Origin of the sequence: Lysobacter sp. HDW10 (assembly GCF_011300685.1) — a bacterium.
Classification (GTDB): domain Bacteria; phylum Pseudomonadota; class Gammaproteobacteria; order Xanthomonadales; family Xanthomonadaceae; genus Solilutibacter.
Map to the genome: position 1 here is coordinate 1296625 of NZ_CP049864.1, position 17511 is coordinate 1314135.

Below are 17511 nucleotides of genomic sequence, written 5' to 3' on the forward strand. Positions count from 1 at the left end.
CTCACACCGTGTCAGAAGACGAAGATAGTTTGATTGTGAAAGACAGCAATGGCACCGTGCTGAATAACGGTGACACAGTGACTGTCATTAAAGATCTGAAAGTAAAAGGCACTTCTGTCACGCTGAAGCGCGGCACTGTGTGCAAAAACATCCGCCTGACCGATGACGAAGACTTGATCGAATGCAACGTCGATAAGGTCAAAGGTCTGGTGCTGCGCACCGAGTTCGTCAAGAAAGCCTGATTCGATTGCGCGGGCTCAGAGGGGCAGTGCAGCCGCAGACCCGGCTGCATGTCCCGACGCCCACGCCCACTGGAAGTTGTAGCCGCCAAGCCAGCCGGTCACGTCGACCACTTCGCCCACGAAGTACAGACCGGGCACGTGCTTCGACATCATGGTGGCGGATGAGAGTTCTTTTGTATCTACGCCGCCCAATGTGACTTCCGCGGTGCGATAGCCTTCCGTGCCGCTCGCCGTAATTGGCCATGCACGTAAGCATTGCGCGGCTTCGGTCAATTGCTTGGCGTGCATCTGTTTGATGGGCGCATTGCCAATCCACACGTCACACAGGCGTTGCGCGAAACGCTTCGGAATGACTTCGGATAACAAGGTTTGGATATGCGCGTCGGGTCGATCCGCACGCCACTGCGCGAGCAATTCAGACACGTCGGTATCAGGGAGTAAGTTGGCGACGAGTGGCATGCCTTCGCGCCAGTACGAACTGATTTGCAACACTGCAGGGCCACTTAAGCCGCGATGTGTGATCAGTAGTGCATTGCTGAAAGACTGCTTGCCGCACTGTATATCCACTGGCAACGACACGCCGGCCAAATCCGTCAGCTGCTCCAACGGCTTTCCAGACAGCGTCAACGGCACCAGGCCGGCGCGCGTGGGCAACACAGTATGTCCGAAGCTTTCTGCAATGCGATAGCCAATGCCGGTGGCACCCATGCGCGGAATCGATAGTCCGCCCGTGGCCACAATCAAGCGCTCAGCGCGGTATTTGCCGATAGAGGTCTCGATGCCGAACGCATTGTCGCTATGCGCCACCGATTCGATCGTGCAACCGGTGCGGATCTCAACCTTCGCTTGCGCGCATTCGTCCAACAACATCGCGACGATCTGTTTGGACGACACATCGCAAAACAGCTGACCGAGCTCTTTCTCGTGCCAAGCGATCTTGTGCGCATCCACCATGTCGATAAAGTCAGATGGCTTGAAGCGCGCCAACGCCGATTTACAAAAGTGCGGATTTTGCGAGAGAAACTGCGCGGGTGTGGTGCCGGTATTGGTGAAGTTGCATCGCCCACCGCCCGACATCAAAATTTTCTTGCCACATCGTTCGGCGTGTTCAAGCACTAAGACGCGCAGGCCGAGTCGTCCTGCGGTGAGGGCGCTCATCAAGCCTGCGGCGCCACCGCCTAAGACAATCAAATCAAATGCAGCGCCTGCGGCCGTAGACATCCGTTGCCTTAATCAGCGGTGTGCGGGTGTGTCGGCGTCCGTCTCATGCGCCGCCAAGCTGCCGTCCGGATTGTGCTCAATCATCCACAAACCGGCCCACAGTTTTAGATCCAGTTCAAAGCCCTGTGCGTGTTTCTGCATCAGCCAAGACGGTGCTTCACTGCGTGGCACATGGTGCACCTTGATGTTTTCATCTGCGACGCCGCCGCCTTCGCCCACTTTGACCAAATGTGTTGCGCGCACAAACGCAATGCGCTCGTTACTCATTCCCGAGCTGGTCGGGCCGATCAGCAAGACATCGACTTTGCCGGGGCGCCAACCGGTCTCTTCTTCAAGCTCGCGAATGGCCGCAGCTTCAAGCGTGTCGTGCGCATGTTCATCGCCGACAAGACCCGCCGGCATTTCAATCGTGCGTCGACCCAGAGGGACGCGATACTGTTCGACGAACAAGACATCGTCATTGGGCGTCACCGCCATGATCAAAACGGCCATGCCTTCGCCATGCACGCGTTCGCACGACTCCCATTGACCGCGTTTGACTAAACGGAGCCACTTTCCCTCATAGAGCAGTTCGCTCACCTCGTGTTCGTGCGTCGACATCCAGTCTCCCTTTTAAACACTGATACCCGCGACCGCCATCAAGCGTCTGCGCGTCAGAGGGCCGAATTTCAATGTATCGCAAAGTTCAGAGATGTGTGCTGCATCTGCCTGTCCGCGCGCGAAAGGTGAGGTGAGATGCGGCAGCGGCGCATGGGTGGCGATGCGGGTGAGCTGTTGAAACAGCCGCGCATCGGCTTGCTGCGCTTTGAGTTTGAGCGCGATGCCATGCGCGCCACGAAGGCGTAAATGTGCGACTTCATCCACGCGATCGAGCAGGGCATCCAGCGTTTCAAAGTGCGAAATCAAGTGCGCTGCGGTTTTTTGCCCGATGCCTTGAATACCCGGGATGTTATCGACGGCATCGCCACATAACGCCAAGTAGTCAGCAATCTGATGGGCGTGCACTCCGTGCTTGGCTTTGACCCCCGCCTGCGTCCAACGCGTGTTGCGCGCGAAGTCGAATTGTTCGTCGTCATCTTGCAGCAACTGCGACAAGTCTTTGTCAGCAGAGACGATCACGCCTCGATAACCGTTTTCACGTGCGAGCATCATCGCTGCGCCGATCAAGTCATCGGCTTCGAATTCGGAATGCGATGCGACGTTCCACCCCAAGGCCGCAGTCACCGCTTTGCATACGGCGAACTGACGACGCAATTCTTCCGGTGCTGGGGGGCGGTTCGCCTTGTACTGCGGATAGATTTCATTGCGATAGCAGTTATCTAACGCTTCATCGAAAGCGACAACAATGTGCGTCGGTTTCTCGCGCTCATGCAATTCACACAGAAAGCGCGTGTAGCCATGCACGGCATTGAGTGGCCAACCTTCCGCGTCGTGCCATGCATCCGGCATGGAATGCCATGCGCGAAACACATACATGCTGGCATCGACCAAATAAACGGCCGGGCGTTGCGCAGCACTCATGCGGGCGACCACTGCGTCAGCAGGGCAGCCGGATCAGGGCGTGTGCGTTCTGGAATAAATGTCGCAGTGCTGCCGATGTGGATGTGCCCCACGAGGACTTCATCGGAACCAACGCCCAAGATGCGGCGCATCTCTTCATCGCTCGCCACGAGCCCGGTTAACCACTGCGCCACAAAGCCCGAGGCTTGTGCGGCGAGCAACACGGCAAAGCAGACGCAAGCTGCACTGGCATAGCGTTCATGCGCAGGAATTTTCGTGTCTTCCCCTTGCGCTGCGACCACCATCAAAATGACGGGTGCATACGAAAAGCGTTTGCGCGCTTTTTCATACACGCCTTCCGCAGCGTCCGGATCAAGCACACGCATGCGCTGCTCAAGGGCTTCACCCAAGGCAAATCGTGCATCGCCCCGCACTTCGATAAATCGAAAAGGAACGCGTTTGCCGTGGTCAGGGACTCGCACAGCGGATTGCAGAATGCGCAGCAGTTGCGCAGCGTCCGGACCCGGTCCGCTCATCTGCGTGTAAGGGACTGAACGACGTGCGTCCAGACATTCGAAACACTGGCTCATTTTGGACTCTGCGCATCAAACCAGTGTCATTGTGACATGTGCGCAATGGCGGATTTATTGCGGCGGGTTTGCCTTCAACCAGGCGGCCCGTTGTTCGGCGCTCATCGAATGCCATTGGTCGCGCAATGCGCTGCGCGCCTCAGGGGACATCGTCTTCATACGCAAATAGAGCTGTTTCGCCTCTGCACGCTGCATTGGGTTCAATTTTTCCCAGCGATGCATGCCGCGCTGTGCCATTTTGCGCTCTGCCGGGGTCATCGACGCCCAATGCTGCGAACGCGCCATCATTTCACCGCGGGTCGAAGGGTTGTCATCCCAGCGCGCACGCATGGGTGCAATCAATGTTTCGCGTTGTGCAGGCGTCAAGCTATCCCAAGTCCCTAAGGTCGGTTTCGCCGGTGCGCTTTGCGGTTCGGCAAACGCAGGGGCGCACAAGGCGACCATCGCTGCGAAAACAAAACTGTGCAGTTTCATGCTTATTTCTCCATGTGCAAGGTATTCGCGTCGCTCCCTAGCCACGCATAAAATTCGGGATCGTTGTCCAGCGCCGTCGTCGGCGATGAGGCCGGTAGCGGCGCGGGCGCGGTCTGAACGACCGTGTCTACTTTCGGTGCCTTGGAGACCGGCGTTTCCATTTGCAAAATTCCGACACCGGCCAAGGCCAACACCATCGCACCCACCATCACAGGCCGCCAAACGGCTGAATGCTTGTGCGTCGACGCACGCGGATGCAATTGGGTGCTGACGGAAAACGGCACCTGTGCCAAACCCGCAGCGTGCAAAGCGCGTGCGCGGTGGTCCAGTGTGTCTTCGATGTTCATGAGAAATCCTCCAAAAACGGTTGCAAAGCTGCACGTGCACGCGAAAGGTGCGTTTTGACCGATCCTTCGCTACAGCCCATCACACTTGCGGTGGTTGCCACATCTAACTCTTCCAGAACACGTAGGTTGAATGCTTCGCGCTGTCGCGCGGGGAGCGTGCGCATGGCGCGCGTGAAGTGTGTAAATGCGTCACGGTTGTCATAACTACGCGACGGGTCGGCAGATGTGTCGGCCCAAGCCACACTTGAATCCTCTTCAATACCACCTAACATCCAACTCAATCGGAACTTGCGACGACGCTGCATATCAATCACGCGCGTCCGCAAAATCCGCCAAAACAATGGCGTCCATTCGTTCGAAGGCCGATCACCGTAAGCCAACATTTTCATCATCGCGTCTTGCACGGCGTCCATTGCATCGTCTCGACTGCGCAAACCGTATTCGGCAAAGCGGAACGCACGCGCATTGACGTCCTTAAAGAACGCATTGATGTTCGGCCAAGTTTTAGCTTCGACAGTCTCGGTCATCTGAGTTGTCGGGCCGGCGTCCGGACACATGTTCGGGCGGTTCCTTTCGATCGGCGGTCTGTCTGCGTAATCAACGCCTGACAGCAGCCTGCGTTGACAACCTCAGCCACGGGGCCGCGCCAGATAAGCGGCCAGCAAGATCGCCGAGGCAAACAGGCAGTAATCGGCCAGGCCCAAGGCTTTCCCGTTCAGGAAGGCTGCAAACCAAAGACCCATCCGCTGAACCGATTCCTGCGGGTAAAGGCCGAGGGATTGGCCCAAGAAGCCGGCGGCGATCCACCAGCGCGCAATCACGATACACACGGCAGTTGCGAGCGCGGCGATCCAAGGCCGAAGGCCATCGGCGGGTGCTTTCCAATAGCGCAGGCTCGACGCGACCAAGGCCGCCACACCCAAAGAAGCAAGGCTGAGCTCGCGGCCTGTGACAAGCGCCAGGAGGGTCCACGCCAAGGTGAGGACGAGGATAGACACGAGCAACATGACCACCGTTAGCGCGCGCCAACGACGGTGAGGTTGGGGCGGCGAGGACTCATTCGATGCGGAATTCATCCGTACAGGATAAATGGGAGACGTTAAACTATGCGTTATGTATTCTCGAAGCAGTGAACCGATCAAATTCGAGCGCGATTGCGATGTCGTGCTTGTCCCCTCTGGCGAAAATGTGGTGATGCCGGCGGGCAGCATCGGCTACATCACCCAATCACTGGGCGGCAGCTGGACAGTCTTCGTGGAAGGCAATCTGATGCGTATTGCCGGCAAGGATGCAGACGCTATCGGCAAAGAACCGCCGACGCCCATCGAACTGCCGGAAGGGGCGACGGTAGACGATATCGAGAAACTCGTGTGGCAGCAGCTGCGCACCTGTTTCGATCCTGAAATTCCGATCAATGTCGTAGAGCTCGGTCTGGTTTACAGCGCTGAACTGTCGCAATTAGAGAGTGGCAACTATCGCGCCGACGTGCGTATGACTTTGACCGCGCCGGGATGTGGCATGGGCGATATTTTGGTCGACGACGTGCGCAGCAAGCTCGAGCTGATTCCTACGCTCGAAGACGCAGATGTGGAATTGGTGTTCGACCCGCCGTGGAACCGCAACATGATGTCGGATGCGGCCAAGCTTGAAACAGGGATGTTTTAAGGCGTAGCCTCAGCTCGCTTCGAAACGATTGGCTTCCACGTTCTTACGGACGTTGGCCGGATCCCAAATTCGGCCGTTCATCGCGATGTATACGCCAGGCCGCTGTGATTGCACAGCACCGACCGCACACCCGATATTGAACTCGGCATCAGAACCCTCAAAGCGCGCGGGGTTTAGTGCACCCGTCAACACGATGACTTTGTCTGGAATCGCGGCCAGCACCTTTGCGGTTTCCACCATCGAATCGGTGCCGTGCGTAATCAGCACGTGTGACTCCGGCTGCGCTTCGATCGTCGCGCGCATGAGTTCTCGGTCTGCTTGATCAATAAACAACGAGTCTTTGCGCAGCAGCGCAATCACGCGGAAGCGAAACGCCACGCCCAGGTCTTCCAGAATGCGGCCGATCTGCGGGTCGCCGACTTGATAGTCCGACTTCGCATCGAAGTAAATCTTGTCGATCGTGCCACCTGTGGTGACGATAAGCAGGGATTCCATGTACTGACTTCCAAAGTGTGCAGAGGGCACTGCTGCAAATTATAGCGAGGGCGTGTCGGTTCGCTTCGCGAATCGGGATTGCATGCCGGGAATGCTTGCGGCAAAAACAATGACGACCGCCAGCACAATCTCTGCCCATGCATACGCGCGCTCAGGTGCGCGCGTCCAAGCCACCATGACACCGTGCGAGAACCAGAGCAGGGCAAACAGGGCTGACCAAAAACCGGCTGTGCGGCGTTTGAGGCTTACACCGAGCAAGAGCAACACGACCGGCACCGCGAACACAGCCAATGCGACCGTTTTTTCTTTGAACCAAAACACGTAAAGCGCAATTAACGCGCAAAGGGCCAACATCAAAACGGCGCGCGACTTGCTCATGCGCTTTTCAGACTGAGCGTGATACGTGCGAGGCGCGTGCCGAGTCCGCGCGCCAATTCGATTTCGTGTTCGGTCAGCGTGGCATCGTCGCGTGGTCCGGCAAAGTGGCTTGCGCCATACGGCGTGCCCCCGGACGTGGTTTCAGACAGCGCCGTGCCGTAGAACGGAATGCCTGTGATGACACAGCCGTGATGCAGAAGGGGCACCAACATCGACAGCAAAGTGGATTCTTGGCCACCATGCATCGAGGCGGTCGAGGTAAACACGCAGGCAGGTTTGTCGACCAAGGTGCCACTGGCCCATTCCGCACCCAAGGTATCAATAAATTGTTTTACCGGTGCGGCCATATTGCCGAAACGCGTGGGGCTGCCAAGCGCCAACGCCGCGCAGTCTTCAAGATCACGTTTGCTCACATAAGGTGCGCCTTCTTCGGGCACCGGTGGCATGGCCACTTCTGTTTGCACGGCCACCGGCGGTACGGTGCGTAAGCGTGCGTGCATGCCGGGCACCTCTTCGATGCCGCGGGCAATTTGTCGCGCCAATGCGGCGACCGAGCCACCACGGCTGTAATACAGCACCAAAATGTCCGCCATCTACGTGTCCAATACCTGCCTCAATTGCAGCCGACAGTGTACGCAATTCCGCCCAATTCACCTTTGAGCGGTTAGGCTTGTCGGCATGGATTTACGTGAACAGCTCACTGCCTATCGGCACCGGATTGCCGACCCGATTCGGCGTCGCACCTTTTTGCGTTTCGTTGCGGAGCGCTTCTGGGGCGACAGATTGTTCGAATCGGCGGGCTCGTTGGCATACACCACGGTCTTCGCCCTAGTCCCATTGGCGACGGTCGTTTTCGGCATGTTGAGTGCGTTTCCGGTCTTTGCCAAATGGCGCGTCCAGCTGAGCGACTACATTTTTTCGAACTTCGTGCCGTCGTCGGCGCGCGAGGTAGAAAAGTATGTCATTCAATTTTCAGACGGCGCCGCGCAACTCACGGCGGCTGGTGTCATCGCCTTGGTGATTTCACTGCTCATCACATTGACGAGCCTTGAGTCGACCTTCAATCGCATTTGGCGTGTGAGTGTTGCGCGTCCCAAGTTCGGTCGTTTCTTGGTGTATTGGACCGTGCTGACATTGGGCAGCTTGGTCGCGGTGGCGAGTTTGGCGCTGTCCTCCAAATTCTTCGCGCTGACGGTGTTCGAATCTGCACCGGGTCGCGCGTTGGAAACACTTGCTTTGCGTTCCACGCCCACTTTGATTGAGTTCGCTGCTTTCACGCTGCTGTACAAAGTGGTTCCGCATCGCACAGTGAAGTGGGCACATGCGCTGGGCGGTGCGGTGTTCGCAGTGGTCGGATTCGAGTTGGTGAAGTGGGGCATTGGTGCGTTTATCGGCAACTTCAGCAGCTATAGCAAGTTGTATGGCGCGTTGGCCTTTGTGCCGATCTTCCTGTTATGGATGTACCTCGTTTGGGTGTCGGTGTTGTTGGGTGCTTCGTTCGCCTCCAGCTTGTCTGCGTTCCGCTACCAACCGCCTGCATTGCGTTTGCCCGAAGGCTTCGAGATCTACGGCATGTTGCGCATGCTCGGTCGCTTCCATCTCGCGCGTAAGAAAGGGCGTGGCATGCACAGCGAAGACCTGCAAAGTCTTGACCCCATGCTGACGGATGCCTTGGTGCAAGACATGCTGGGTTACTTGAACGGCGTGGGGATCGTGCAACGCGCTGAGAATGGCGAGTGGTTCCTCGCGCGCGATCTCGACGAAGTCAATCTGCAAGAGTTGTACGTCGCCGGCCGCTTGCGCGTGCCCGTGCACGAAGCACATCTGCCGTGCCACGAAGACGCACTCGGCCAAGCCGTGCTTCGCGTCATGGACGAGCTACGCATTCCCATGCGCGAAAAACTAAAACGTCGCGTCTCAAGCATCTACGAAGGCCTGGAACCATGAGCCGAACCACCGCCGCAAGCCTAGTCCTGCTCTGCCTCCTCACCGCCTGCAAACCCCAACCCAAAACGGTGACAGGTACCGTTAATTCTCCGTTAACTGAACCTGACACCGTTAATTCGATGCCGGTTGAGGCGAAGGTGGGGGAAGGGATGTCTTTGTCGGTGAAGGGCTTGGACGGGAAGGCGATTGAGTTGGCGGCGTTGCGGGGGCAGTGGGTGGTGGTGAATATGTGGGCGACGTGGTGTGGGCCGTGCATTGAAGAGATGCCGGAGCTGTCGGCGTTGGACAGCATGCATGAAGACGTCACCGTGATTGGTCTTGATATGGAAGACATTCAGCTTGAAGACCTGAAGGCCTTCTTGGAAAAACATCCGGTCACTTATCCGATTGCGGCGATGGATCCGATGCAGCCGCCGGCCGGCTTTGGCGCTGTGCAGTTTTTGCCGAAAACGTGGTTGATTGATCCGACGGGCAAGCTGCACAAGATCTTTGCAGGCCCCGTCAATGCGGCCCTGCTTCGCGGTGAAATTGACAGCGCAACCAAAGCAAAGAAATAAGCGCAGCGCTCAAAGCTTGAGCGAGTACCACTGCGTGTCGTCTTCCGACCATCCATTGCCCTGATACAAGGCGCGCGCTGCGGCATTGTCGCGGTTGGTTTCCAAGAGAATCGCGCGCGCACCATCGTCGCGTGCAAACGCTTTAGCCGCATCCAACAAATCCTGGGCGATGCCCGCACGGCGATGCGCCGGGTCCACGAACAAATCGTTGAGAATCCAAATGCGTGCGGTATGCACCGAGGAATACATTGGATAGAGCTGCACAAATCCGGCAGCTGAGCCGCCCACACGCGCCAAGAGCACGGTCGATTCGTTATTGCCGATGCGCGCACGCAACCAATCATGTGCCCGCAAAGGGTCTGACTTGCATGCATAGAAGACGCGATACGCGTCAAACAACACGGTCAGGTCATCCAGGTCGTCAAGGGTTGCTTGCTTGATCTGCGTTTTTTCAGTCATTTGCGAGACTCCAGACACTGCACAAAGCATACTCCGCGCATGAAAACGCGTCGCGGTGCGTCAGGCTTCGTCGGTTAATTTGGCCAGTGCATCGGCCTGCGCTTCTGATTGCAGTCGCGCAATCAAGACATCCAAATTGCCTTCCATCACGGCGAGTAGATCGTACAAGGTCAAGCCTTCCACCCGGTGATCCGTAATGCGACCCTGCGGGTAGCTATAGGTGCGAATGCGTTGGCTACGGTCACCACTGCCCACTTGCAACTTGCGATCCGCTGCCTGCGCTGCGTCACGACGTTCAATTTCTGCTTCTACCAACATCGACTTCAGTCGACGCATCGCCTTGTCACGATTCGCGTGCTGACTGCGCTCGGTTTGATTTTCGACAACAACGCCTGTTGGGATGTGGGTGATGCGAATCGCCGATTCCGTCTTGTTCACGTGTTGACCACCGGCGCCGGACGAACGAAACGTATCCACGCGTAAGTCAGCAGGATTGATCTCGATCTCAACTTCACCTGCATCTTCGGCAATGATCGCAACCGTCGCAGCTGAAGTGTGAATTCGACCTTGCGATTCTGTTTCCGGCACGCGTTGCACACGATGGGTGCCAGATTCGAATTTCAATTTCGAATATGCGCCTTCACCTTCGATACGCGCGATGACTTCTTTGTAACCACCACGCTCTGCCTCGTTGGCGGACTCAATGTCCACACGCCAACCTTGACGCTCCGCAAATCGCGAATACATCCGAAACAAATCACCTGCAAACAGCGCAGCCTCGTCACCACCGGTGCCGGCACGCACTTCCAAATACAGGCTGCCGTCATCACGTGCATCGCGCGGGAGCAGCTGCGCCATGAGTTCGCCTTCCAGCGAGGCCAATCGCGTCCGCGCGGACGCAACTTCTTCTTCTGCCATTTCTCGCAGTTCTGGATCGCTGCGCATGTCTTCTGCAGCGCGTAAGTCGTCGCGCGCCTGACGTTCTGCCGCCAATGCAATTACAACCGGTTCGAGCCGGGCGAATTCGCGCGAGAGTTTGCGGAAGGTGTTTTGATCACCGATGACGCTTGGGTCTGCCAACATCCGCTCAAGCTCTTCGCGCCGCTCTGCGAGCGCTTCAAGTTTGCGGCGGAGTCCCGGTAGCATCGTCTGTGTCGTCGTTAGGGAAAAGGATGCCGGCTGCACGAACGAGCTCGGCATCACCTTGAATTGCGGCTTGTCGAATCGCTGTCGTCGGCGCGTGCATCAATTTGTTTGTCAGTGCGTGCGCAAGTTGTTCAATCACGGCTTCGCTCGGATGGCCGGCCGCAAGCTGTGACTTCGCACGAGACACAGCCTCTTCGCGTGCACGCGCGCCATGTGCACGGATCTTGCGGACCGCCTCTTTGCCATGCGTATTCAATGCCAGCATCTCCATATAGCGGGCGACCTGCAGATCGATGATGGCATCTGCGGCCGAGGCGGCATCACGTCGCGTCTGCACATTCTCTTCAACGACACGATGAAGGTCGTCGACGGTATAGACAAACGCGTCTTTTAATTGCGCCACATCCGCTGCAACGTCGCGCGGCACGGCCAAATCCATAAACAGCATCGGACGATGACGGCGCGTCTTCAATGCGGCCTCGACATGCGCACGTTGAATGATCGGCAGTTGGCTGGCCGTTGCCGAAAACACAACGTCGGCGGCATCAAGGTGGCGCGGCAGTTCTTCCAACGGCAAGGCAATCCCGCCGTACTGGCTGGCGAGATTTTGCGCATGCGCCAAGGTGCGATTCGCAAACATCAAAGCTTTTGGCTTGGCTGCCTGCAAATGACGCGCAACGAGTTCTATCGTTTCGCCTGCGCCCACCAACAAGATGGCGGCATCTTGCGGGCGTACAAACGACTCGCGCGACAACTTGACGGCCGAGGCCGCGACAGACACCGAGCTATTGCCCACGGCAGTTTCAGTGCGCGCGCGCTTAGCCGTGGCAAACGCATGTTGGAAGAGGCGATCCAAATGTGGCCCGAGTGTGCCGGCCGACTTCGCCTCACTCCAACACTGCTTCACTTGGCCAAGAATTTGCGGCTCACCCAAAATCATAGAATCCAAGCCCGTTGCGACACGAAACAAATGTCGTGCGGCTTCGGCATCGCCGTGTGTGTAGAGGTAGTCATGCAGGTCTGAACTGCCCGCCGCGTGCGTCGCCAACCATTCGGCGACCGGCGATGTATGCGTGTCGGTGACGGCATAGACTTCTGTGCGGTTACACGTTGAGAGAACCGCAATCTCATGCACCCCGGGTTGCGCCTTCAAAGCAACGAGCGCAGACGCCAAGCGCTCGCCTTCAAACGCAACGCGTTCGCGCATCGCAATAGGCGCGGATTGGTGGTTCAAGCCGATGGCATGCAGAGGCATACGTTCAGGCGCTTGGGATAAGCTTCAACATGATAGTTGCTCATTCTAAAGCCCGGACTCGCCGAATGCTTGATTTTTCACTTCGAAAGCCAATCTTCAGCGCACTTTGCGCAACGGTTTTCTTGCTTGCGCCATCACTCCACGCGCAGCAAGTGGTGAAAGATGAGAATCGTTCGCAATCAAAGCCTGCGTCACCTGAGGTGATGCGCGAAACCCTTGCCGCTGAATTTGCGACCCAACAAGGCCGCCTGAAAGAGGGCGCACAGTCGTATTTGAATGCAGCGCGCGCAGCCGACGACGGCGTCCTTGCAGAACGCGCCACACGTTTGGCCTTGCTCGCCGATGAAGATGAGATTGCGAAGCAAGCCTTGGTCATTTGGAAACGTCATCCGACAGCCAATACCTCAACGTTTGATATGGCCGAACTCAGCCTCGCCTTGCGCGAATCGCGTGTGTCGGAAGCAACGCGACTGGCGTCAAGACTCATTGCGCAGAAAGACCAGCAAGGTTGGCGCTATGCGCTGTTGGTGTTATCGAGCGGTAGCCGCAAGGTCGCCGTTAGCGCAGAAGTACTGAAGAAACTGGCAGATACCAATGCCTTGCCGACGCAGTTGGATCCATGGCTTGCCTTTGCAGGCCTGGCGCAGCGTTTAGGTGAGCCCGAACTTGCGCGTCGCATGGTGGCAGAAGTTGTCACGCGCTTTCCAACAGAGCCACGTGTGCAGTTGTTGCGCGCATCGCAATTGCGCGACGAAGGACGCATCGAAGAAGCGCGTGCCGTGTTAACCAGCGTAGAGAAGAACGCGAGCACGAATCCACGCCTTCGCATTCTTGTAGCGAACGAATACGACTTGAACGGCGACCCCCTCAGCGCGGCACGCGTGATGGCCACCGGTACGCAAGATGACGATACCTACGGCTTGCGCGCGGCGATGCTTGCGAAAGCCGAAGACGATGCGGCACTTGCAAAGCTCTATCAAGAAATCAACGCACGCCCACAGAAGTCACAACGTTTGATGCTGATTCTTGGCAGCGTCGACGAAACTTTGAAGCGCTTTCCGCAGGCAACCGCTTGGTACGAAAAGATTGTCGATCCGGATTGGCGAGAGCCTGCGCAAATCCGTCTCGCCAACATTCTTTTTGAAACAAAGAAAACCGCTCAAGCCTATGCGGCAGTGAAAACGCTTCAGAGTGATCCGCGGGTTTCAGACAACGGAAGACGCGACGCCTTCGTTTTAGAGGCCGAGTTCCGTCAAAAAGAAAAGGACGGCCCAGGCGAGATCGAAGCCTACAACCGTGGCTTAGCTGCAATGCCAGACGACAACGCCTTGCTCTATGCGCGCGGTTTGGCATGGGAGCGTCTTGATCGCATCGACAAAGCAGAATCCGATTTGCGCGCAATCTTAGCCACAGAGCCAGAAAACACCATGGCTTTGAACGCCCTTGGCTACACCTTGGCAGATCGCACCACGCGCTATGCCGAAGCCTTGCAATTGATCGATCGCGCACGACTGGCAGAGCCTTCCAATGCCGCCATCATCGATAGCTATGGCTGGGTGTTGTATCGACTTGGACGAATACGCGAGGCCTTGCCGCATCTTCGCCACGCGTTTGCCTTGCAGCGCGATGCGGAAATCGCCGCGCATATTGCCGAAGTGCTGTGGAAGCTGGGTCAGCGCGAAGAAGCGAAGACTTGGATTGCGACGGCAAAGAAAATCGATCCTGAGAATCGCGCCTTGCGACGCGCCATCGAATTGATTGGAGTGTGACGTGTACAAATGGTCTCTCGCATTAGGCGTTGCCGCGCTGTCCAGTTGCGCAAGCGTGCCCAAGTCCTCAACGGCCCCGGTCGCTGCGGTGACATGTGCATCGGCGACTACATCTTCGACCTGCGCGAATGCCCTCGATGCGCTCAACCGTGCGAGCGAAAAACTGCACGCCATTGAAAGCGACGCAAGCTCGGGTTTTGCCTTGGAAGGACGCGTCGCCATCAGCCAAGGGCGCGATGGTGGCAATGCCAATATCGATTGGCACGCAGAAACACTTCGCACCTATACGGTCGCGCTTTCAGCACCCATCACAGGCCAAAGCTGGCGTTTGGAAGTCACCCCCGCACAAGCGACCGTGCACGGCATGAAAGGCGGCCCACGCAGCGGCGCAGATCCGACCGCTTTGCTGAAGCAAGCCACAGGCTGGACGATACCGGTCACGGAAATGCGCTATTGGATTCAAGCGCGCCCCGCACCCGGCGTTGAAACGACGGATCTGGTGTTCCAAGATACAGCCGCGACACGCTTGCTCGGATTTACCCAATCAGGCTGGACATTGTCTTTCGAAGGCTTGGATGCACAAGGATTGCCGCGCCGCATTTTTGCGCGCAAAGCCGACAACCAAGTCAGGCTGATTGTTGACCAATGGGCGCAGACACCCAGTCGATGAACGAGGCACACGCGCAACACGCATTTCCGGCGCCGGCAAAACTGAATCTGTTTTTGCAGATTACGGGCAAGTTGCCGAACGGCTACCACGCACTGCAAACCGTTTTCAGGCTGCTGAATTGGGGCGACGTGCTCCATATTCGCGTGCGTGACGACGGCAAAATTACGCGCGTCGGTGCACAACATGCCGCCGTGGCAGAAAGCGAAGATCTCGCCATTCGCGCGGCACATCTGCTCAAAGCACGACTGCAGACGCCGCTGGGTGCGGACATCGACATTGAAAAGCACACCCCAAGTGGCGCCGGCTTAGGGGGCGGGTCTTCCGACGCCGCCACGGTCCTCGTTGCTCTAAACACGCTTTGGCATGGCGGACTAAGCGTCGAAACACTGGCAGAAGTCGGGCTCGAATTAGGTGCCGACGTACCCGTATTCGTGCACGGAAAAAACGCGTTTGCCACCGGCATGGGCGAGGTTTTGCAGCCCATTTCGCTGCCACCTGCGTGGTACCTCTTGGCGAAGCCGGAAGTACATGCGGCCACGGCCGAGCTTTTTTCTGATCCGGAATTGACGAGAGATTCCCGAGCCGTCACAATATCGGACTTCGCCGAGGGGCGGGTCGACAAGGTGAATGCCTTTGAAGCCGTACTTCGGAGGCGCGAAAAGTCGGTCGATGCCCTGTTTCATGCATTGTCGCCCGCGGGAATCCCGCAGCTGACAGGCTCTGGAAGTGTGGTGTTCATCGAGTGCGATTCGCGCCAAGCGGCTGAAGCGGCGCAAGGATTCGTTCCTGCAGGCTGCGCATCTTGGATCGTTCAAGGTGCGGATCGGTCGCCACTGCTGGATGCAGTGGAAAAAATTCAATAGGGGCGTCGCCAAGTGGTTAAGGCACCAGGTTTTGATCCTGGCATGCGTAGGTTCGAATCCTTCCGCCCCTGCCAATTCGAATAAGAACAAGAACGGAAATCGCAGGGTACTGAGGTTTCCGATTTTGTTTCCGGCATCCACGTTTCAAAACCGAGCGGTGTATCGATGGACGAACGTAACCTTCTCGTTTTTACCGGTAATGCCAATCGGCCGCTCGCCGAGGCGGTGTGCGCAGAGCTCGGCATTCGCCCGGGTAAAGCGCTTGTCGGCAAGTTCTCCGACGGCGAAGTCCAAGTCGAAATTGAAGAAAACGTGCGTGGACAAGACGTTTTCGTGATTCAGTCGACATCAGCCCCTAGCGCTGAAAACCTGATGGAACTCCTGGTCTTGATCGACGCGTTAAAACGCGCATCGGCCAGCAAAGTGACCGCCGTGGTGCCGTATTTCGGCTACGCACGCCAAGATCGTCGCCCGCGTTCGGCCCGTGTGCCGATCACGGCCAAGGTCGCGGCCAGCATGTTCAGCGCTGTGAAGACCGATAGCGTGCTGACGGTCGACCTGCACGCCGACCAAATTCAAGGCTTTTTCGACATGCCGGTCGACAACGTCTACGCCTCACCCCTGCTTTTGGCCGACATTTGGCGTGCCTATGGCACCGAGAACCTGATCGTGGTCTCGCCGGACGTTGGCGGTGTGGTGCGGGCCCGGGCCATCGCAAAACGCTTGGATGACGCCGATTTGGCCATCATCGACAAGCGTCGTCCCAAGGCCAATGTGGCCACGGTGATGAACATCATCGGTGAGGTCGAGGGCAAGAACTGCGTCCTGGTGGACGATATTGTCGATACAGCGGGTACACTATGTGCCGCGGCTGCAGCGCTCAAAGAGCGTGGCGCTGCGAAGGTGGCGGCCTATATCACCCATCCGGTGCTCTCTGGCCCCGCCATCGACAACGTCACAAAGTCCGCTTTGGACGAACTCGTCGTCACCGACACCATTCCGCTCAGCGCGGCTGCGAAAGCATGCCCGAAAATTCGCCAACTGAGTGTGGCGGAGATGCTGGCCGAAACGATTCGCCGAATTGCGTTCGGTGAATCGGTCAGTTCGTTGTACGTCGACTGATTTTTTAAAGACTTATCTGGTCGCGGGTAAGTCATCCAGCCACAGCGATGTGGTTTTTCAACTGTAGTGAGTAAGCAAACATGGCAACTGAACATACAATCAAGGCTTATGGCCGCAAGGACGAAGGTAAGGGTGCGAGCCGCCGCCTGCGTCATGCAGGTCGTACGCCGGCAGTGGTTTACGGTGGTGACACCGCACCGCAATCGATCGAACTCGACCACGAACCGCTGTGGCTTGCCCAGCAAAACGATTGGTTCTATTCCTCGATCATTTCGCTTGAAGTCGATGGCAAAGTTGAAAGCGTGCTTTTGCGCGACATGCAACGCCACCCGTACAAGCAACTCGTCATGCACTTGGATTTCCAACGCGTGAAGGCCAACGAAAAGCTGCACACCCGCGTGCCGTTGCACTTCATCAACATCGACAGCTCGCCGGCCGGTAAGAACTCCGAAGTCTCGGTCACCAGCGAATTGAACGACGTCGAAATCTCCTGCTTGCCGAAAGACCTGCCGGAATTCATCGAAGTTGACCTCTCGAAGATCAGCACCGGTGACACCGTGCATTTGTCGGAAGTCAAACTGCCGAAGGGCGTTGAGTTGGTCCACCCGATCGACGAAGCACACAACCCGGCCGTGGCCGTGGCGCGCCTCAACCGCACCGCTGCTGCTGACGAAGCTGCAGACGACGCAGTTGCCGCGGAAGCCGCTGCAGATGCAGCAGCAACTGCTGAAGGCGATGCACCGGCTGCCGAAGAAGGCGGCGAAGCCTGATCATGTTGAATGGATACGCGGTCTGCACAGTCCGCGTATTC

General features: G+C 57.4%; 22 protein-coding genes, 1 tRNA gene and 1 pseudogene. 10 read left to right on the top strand and 14 right to left on the bottom strand.

The genetic code is table 11. The features are described from left to right. Positions 1-23: 23 nt before the first annotated feature. Positions 24-242: pseudogene (locus G7069_RS06115) on the top strand (alkylphosphonate utilization protein); the annotation flags it as partial. A gap of 15 nt (positions 243-257) precedes the next feature. Here G7069_RS06115 and G7069_RS06120 read toward each other — a convergent pair. The 8 genes from G7069_RS06120 to G7069_RS06155 all read right to left on the bottom strand — a co-directional run bounded on the left by G7069_RS06120 (position 258) and on the right by G7069_RS06155 (position 5381). Beyond that, positions 258-1463 (bottom strand): NAD(P)/FAD-dependent oxidoreductase, encoded by a 1206-nt coding sequence (locus G7069_RS06120; protein WP_166295339.1) that lies wholly within the window; start codon positions 1461-1463, stop codon positions 258-260. A gap of 12 nt (positions 1464-1475) precedes the next feature. After that, positions 1476-2063 carry an NUDIX hydrolase gene (locus G7069_RS06125; RefSeq protein ID WP_166295341.1) on the bottom strand — a complete coding sequence of 196 codons (588 nt, stop codon included), beginning with the start codon at positions 2061-2063 and terminating at the stop codon, positions 1476-1478. Positions 2064-2075: 12 nt separating this feature from the next. Next, on the bottom strand, positions 2076-2984 hold the full coding sequence (locus tag G7069_RS06130; RefSeq protein ID WP_166295343.1) for a 5'-3' exonuclease H3TH domain-containing protein: 909 nt from the start codon (positions 2982-2984) through the stop codon (positions 2076-2078). Beyond that, on the bottom strand, positions 2981-3553 hold the full coding sequence (locus tag G7069_RS06135) for a nitroreductase (RefSeq protein WP_166295345.1): 573 nt from the start codon (positions 3551-3553) through the stop codon (positions 2981-2983). Before G7069_RS06135 ends, G7069_RS06130 begins: the two co-directional genes overlap by 4 nt. 54 nt (positions 3554-3607) lie before the next feature. After that, complete coding sequence (locus tag G7069_RS06140) at positions 3608-4027, bottom strand: DUF3106 domain-containing protein (protein WP_166295347.1); 420 nt, start codon at positions 4025-4027, stop codon at positions 3608-3610. Positions 4028-4029: 2 nt separating this feature from the next. Beyond that, positions 4030-4374, bottom strand: coding sequence for a hypothetical protein (locus G7069_RS06145; protein WP_166295349.1), 345 nt, complete (start codon positions 4372-4374; stop codon positions 4030-4032). Then, on the bottom strand, positions 4371-4901 hold the full coding sequence (locus G7069_RS06150; protein WP_166295351.1) for an RNA polymerase sigma factor: 531 nt from the start codon (positions 4899-4901) through the stop codon (positions 4371-4373). Before G7069_RS06150 ends, G7069_RS06145 begins: the two co-directional genes overlap by 4 nt. 102 nt (positions 4902-5003) lie before the next feature. Continuing rightward, entirely contained in the window at positions 5004-5381 is a 378-nt protein-coding gene (locus G7069_RS06155) for a hypothetical protein (RefSeq protein WP_205758699.1), read from the bottom strand. 106 nt (positions 5382-5487) lie between these two features. Between G7069_RS06155 and sufT the strand changes: the two genes are divergently transcribed. Then, a complete protein-coding gene (gene sufT, locus G7069_RS06160) occupies positions 5488-6039 on the top strand; it encodes a putative Fe-S cluster assembly protein SufT (RefSeq protein WP_166295355.1) in 552 nt (183 codons plus the stop codon). Between the two features lie 9 nt (positions 6040-6048). On the opposite strand, the gene G7069_RS06165 is transcribed toward sufT, so the two are convergent. Genes G7069_RS06165 through wrbA form a run of 3 tightly spaced genes read right to left on the bottom strand, consistent with a single transcriptional unit; the run spans position 6049 to position 7505 of the window. Then, complete coding sequence (locus G7069_RS06165; protein WP_166295357.1) at positions 6049-6534, bottom strand: asparaginase domain-containing protein; 486 nt, start codon at positions 6532-6534, stop codon at positions 6049-6051. Positions 6535-6573: 39 nt separating this feature from the next. Further along, positions 6574-6912: a DUF2069 domain-containing protein gene (locus G7069_RS06170; RefSeq protein ID WP_166295359.1), complete on the bottom strand. Its 339-nt coding sequence runs from the start codon at positions 6910-6912 to the stop codon at positions 6574-6576. Beyond that, positions 6909-7505: an NAD(P)H:quinone oxidoreductase gene (gene wrbA, locus G7069_RS06175; protein WP_166295360.1), complete on the bottom strand. Its 597-nt coding sequence runs from the start codon at positions 7503-7505 to the stop codon at positions 6909-6911. The genes G7069_RS06170 and wrbA overlap by 4 nt, the downstream gene beginning before the upstream one ends. Positions 7506-7590: 85 nt before the next feature. On the opposite strand from wrbA, the gene G7069_RS06180 reads away from it, so the two are divergent. Beyond that, complete coding sequence (locus tag G7069_RS06180; protein WP_166295361.1) at positions 7591-8859, top strand: YihY family inner membrane protein; 1269 nt, start codon at positions 7591-7593, stop codon at positions 8857-8859. Between the two features lie 149 nt (positions 8860-9008). Beyond that, a complete protein-coding gene (locus G7069_RS10680) occupies positions 9009-9416 on the top strand; it encodes a TlpA disulfide reductase family protein (protein ID WP_305055001.1) in 408 nt (135 codons plus the stop codon). Between the two features lie 9 nt (positions 9417-9425). On the opposite strand, the gene G7069_RS06190 is transcribed toward G7069_RS10680, so the two are convergent. The 3 genes from G7069_RS06190 to hemA are packed head-to-tail and all read right to left on the bottom strand — an operon-like array spanning position 9426 to position 12276. Then, the gene (locus G7069_RS06190; protein ID WP_166295363.1) at positions 9426-9875 is read right to left on the bottom strand and encodes a GNAT family N-acetyltransferase; all 450 of its coding nucleotides are present in this window, start codon (positions 9873-9875) and stop codon (positions 9426-9428) included. 60 nt (positions 9876-9935) lie between these two features. Next, positions 9936-11021 (bottom strand): peptide chain release factor 1, encoded by a 1086-nt coding sequence (gene prfA / locus G7069_RS06195; RefSeq protein ID WP_166295364.1) that lies wholly within the window; start codon positions 11019-11021, stop codon positions 9936-9938. Continuing rightward, positions 10993-12276, bottom strand: a complete 1284-nt coding sequence (gene hemA, locus G7069_RS06200; protein ID WP_166295365.1) for a glutamyl-tRNA reductase — start codon at positions 12274-12276, stop codon at positions 10993-10995. The genes prfA and hemA overlap by 29 nt, the downstream gene beginning before the upstream one ends. Positions 12277-12341: 65 nt before the next feature. Here hemA and G7069_RS06205 point away from each other — a divergent pair, with 65 nt between their 5' ends. From G7069_RS06205 to G7069_RS06230, 6 genes are all read left to right on the top strand, one after another. Continuing rightward, positions 12342-14045 carry a tetratricopeptide repeat protein gene (locus G7069_RS06205; protein ID WP_166295366.1) on the top strand — a complete coding sequence of 568 codons (1704 nt, stop codon included), beginning with the start codon at positions 12342-12344 and terminating at the stop codon, positions 14043-14045. Position 14046: 1 nt separating this feature from the next. After that, positions 14047-14715 (top strand): lipoprotein insertase outer membrane protein LolB, encoded by a 669-nt coding sequence (gene lolB / locus G7069_RS06210; RefSeq protein WP_166295367.1) that lies wholly within the window; start codon positions 14047-14049, stop codon positions 14713-14715. Then, a complete protein-coding gene (ispE, locus tag G7069_RS06215; protein ID WP_240912497.1) occupies positions 14712-15578 on the top strand; it encodes a 4-(cytidine 5'-diphospho)-2-C-methyl-D-erythritol kinase in 867 nt (288 codons plus the stop codon). The genes lolB and ispE overlap by 4 nt, the downstream gene beginning before the upstream one ends. After that, positions 15577-15652: transfer RNA gene (locus tag G7069_RS06220), tRNA-Gln, on the top strand. Before ispE ends, G7069_RS06220 begins: the two co-directional genes overlap by 2 nt. 91 nt (positions 15653-15743) lie before the next feature. Next, positions 15744-16700: a ribose-phosphate diphosphokinase gene (locus tag G7069_RS06225; protein ID WP_166295369.1), complete on the top strand. Its 957-nt coding sequence runs from the start codon at positions 15744-15746 to the stop codon at positions 16698-16700. 80 nt (positions 16701-16780) lie between these two features. Beyond that, positions 16781-17470, top strand: coding sequence for a 50S ribosomal protein L25/general stress protein Ctc (locus tag G7069_RS06230; protein WP_166295370.1), 690 nt, complete (start codon positions 16781-16783; stop codon positions 17468-17470). Positions 17471-17511: the final 41 nt, after the last annotated feature.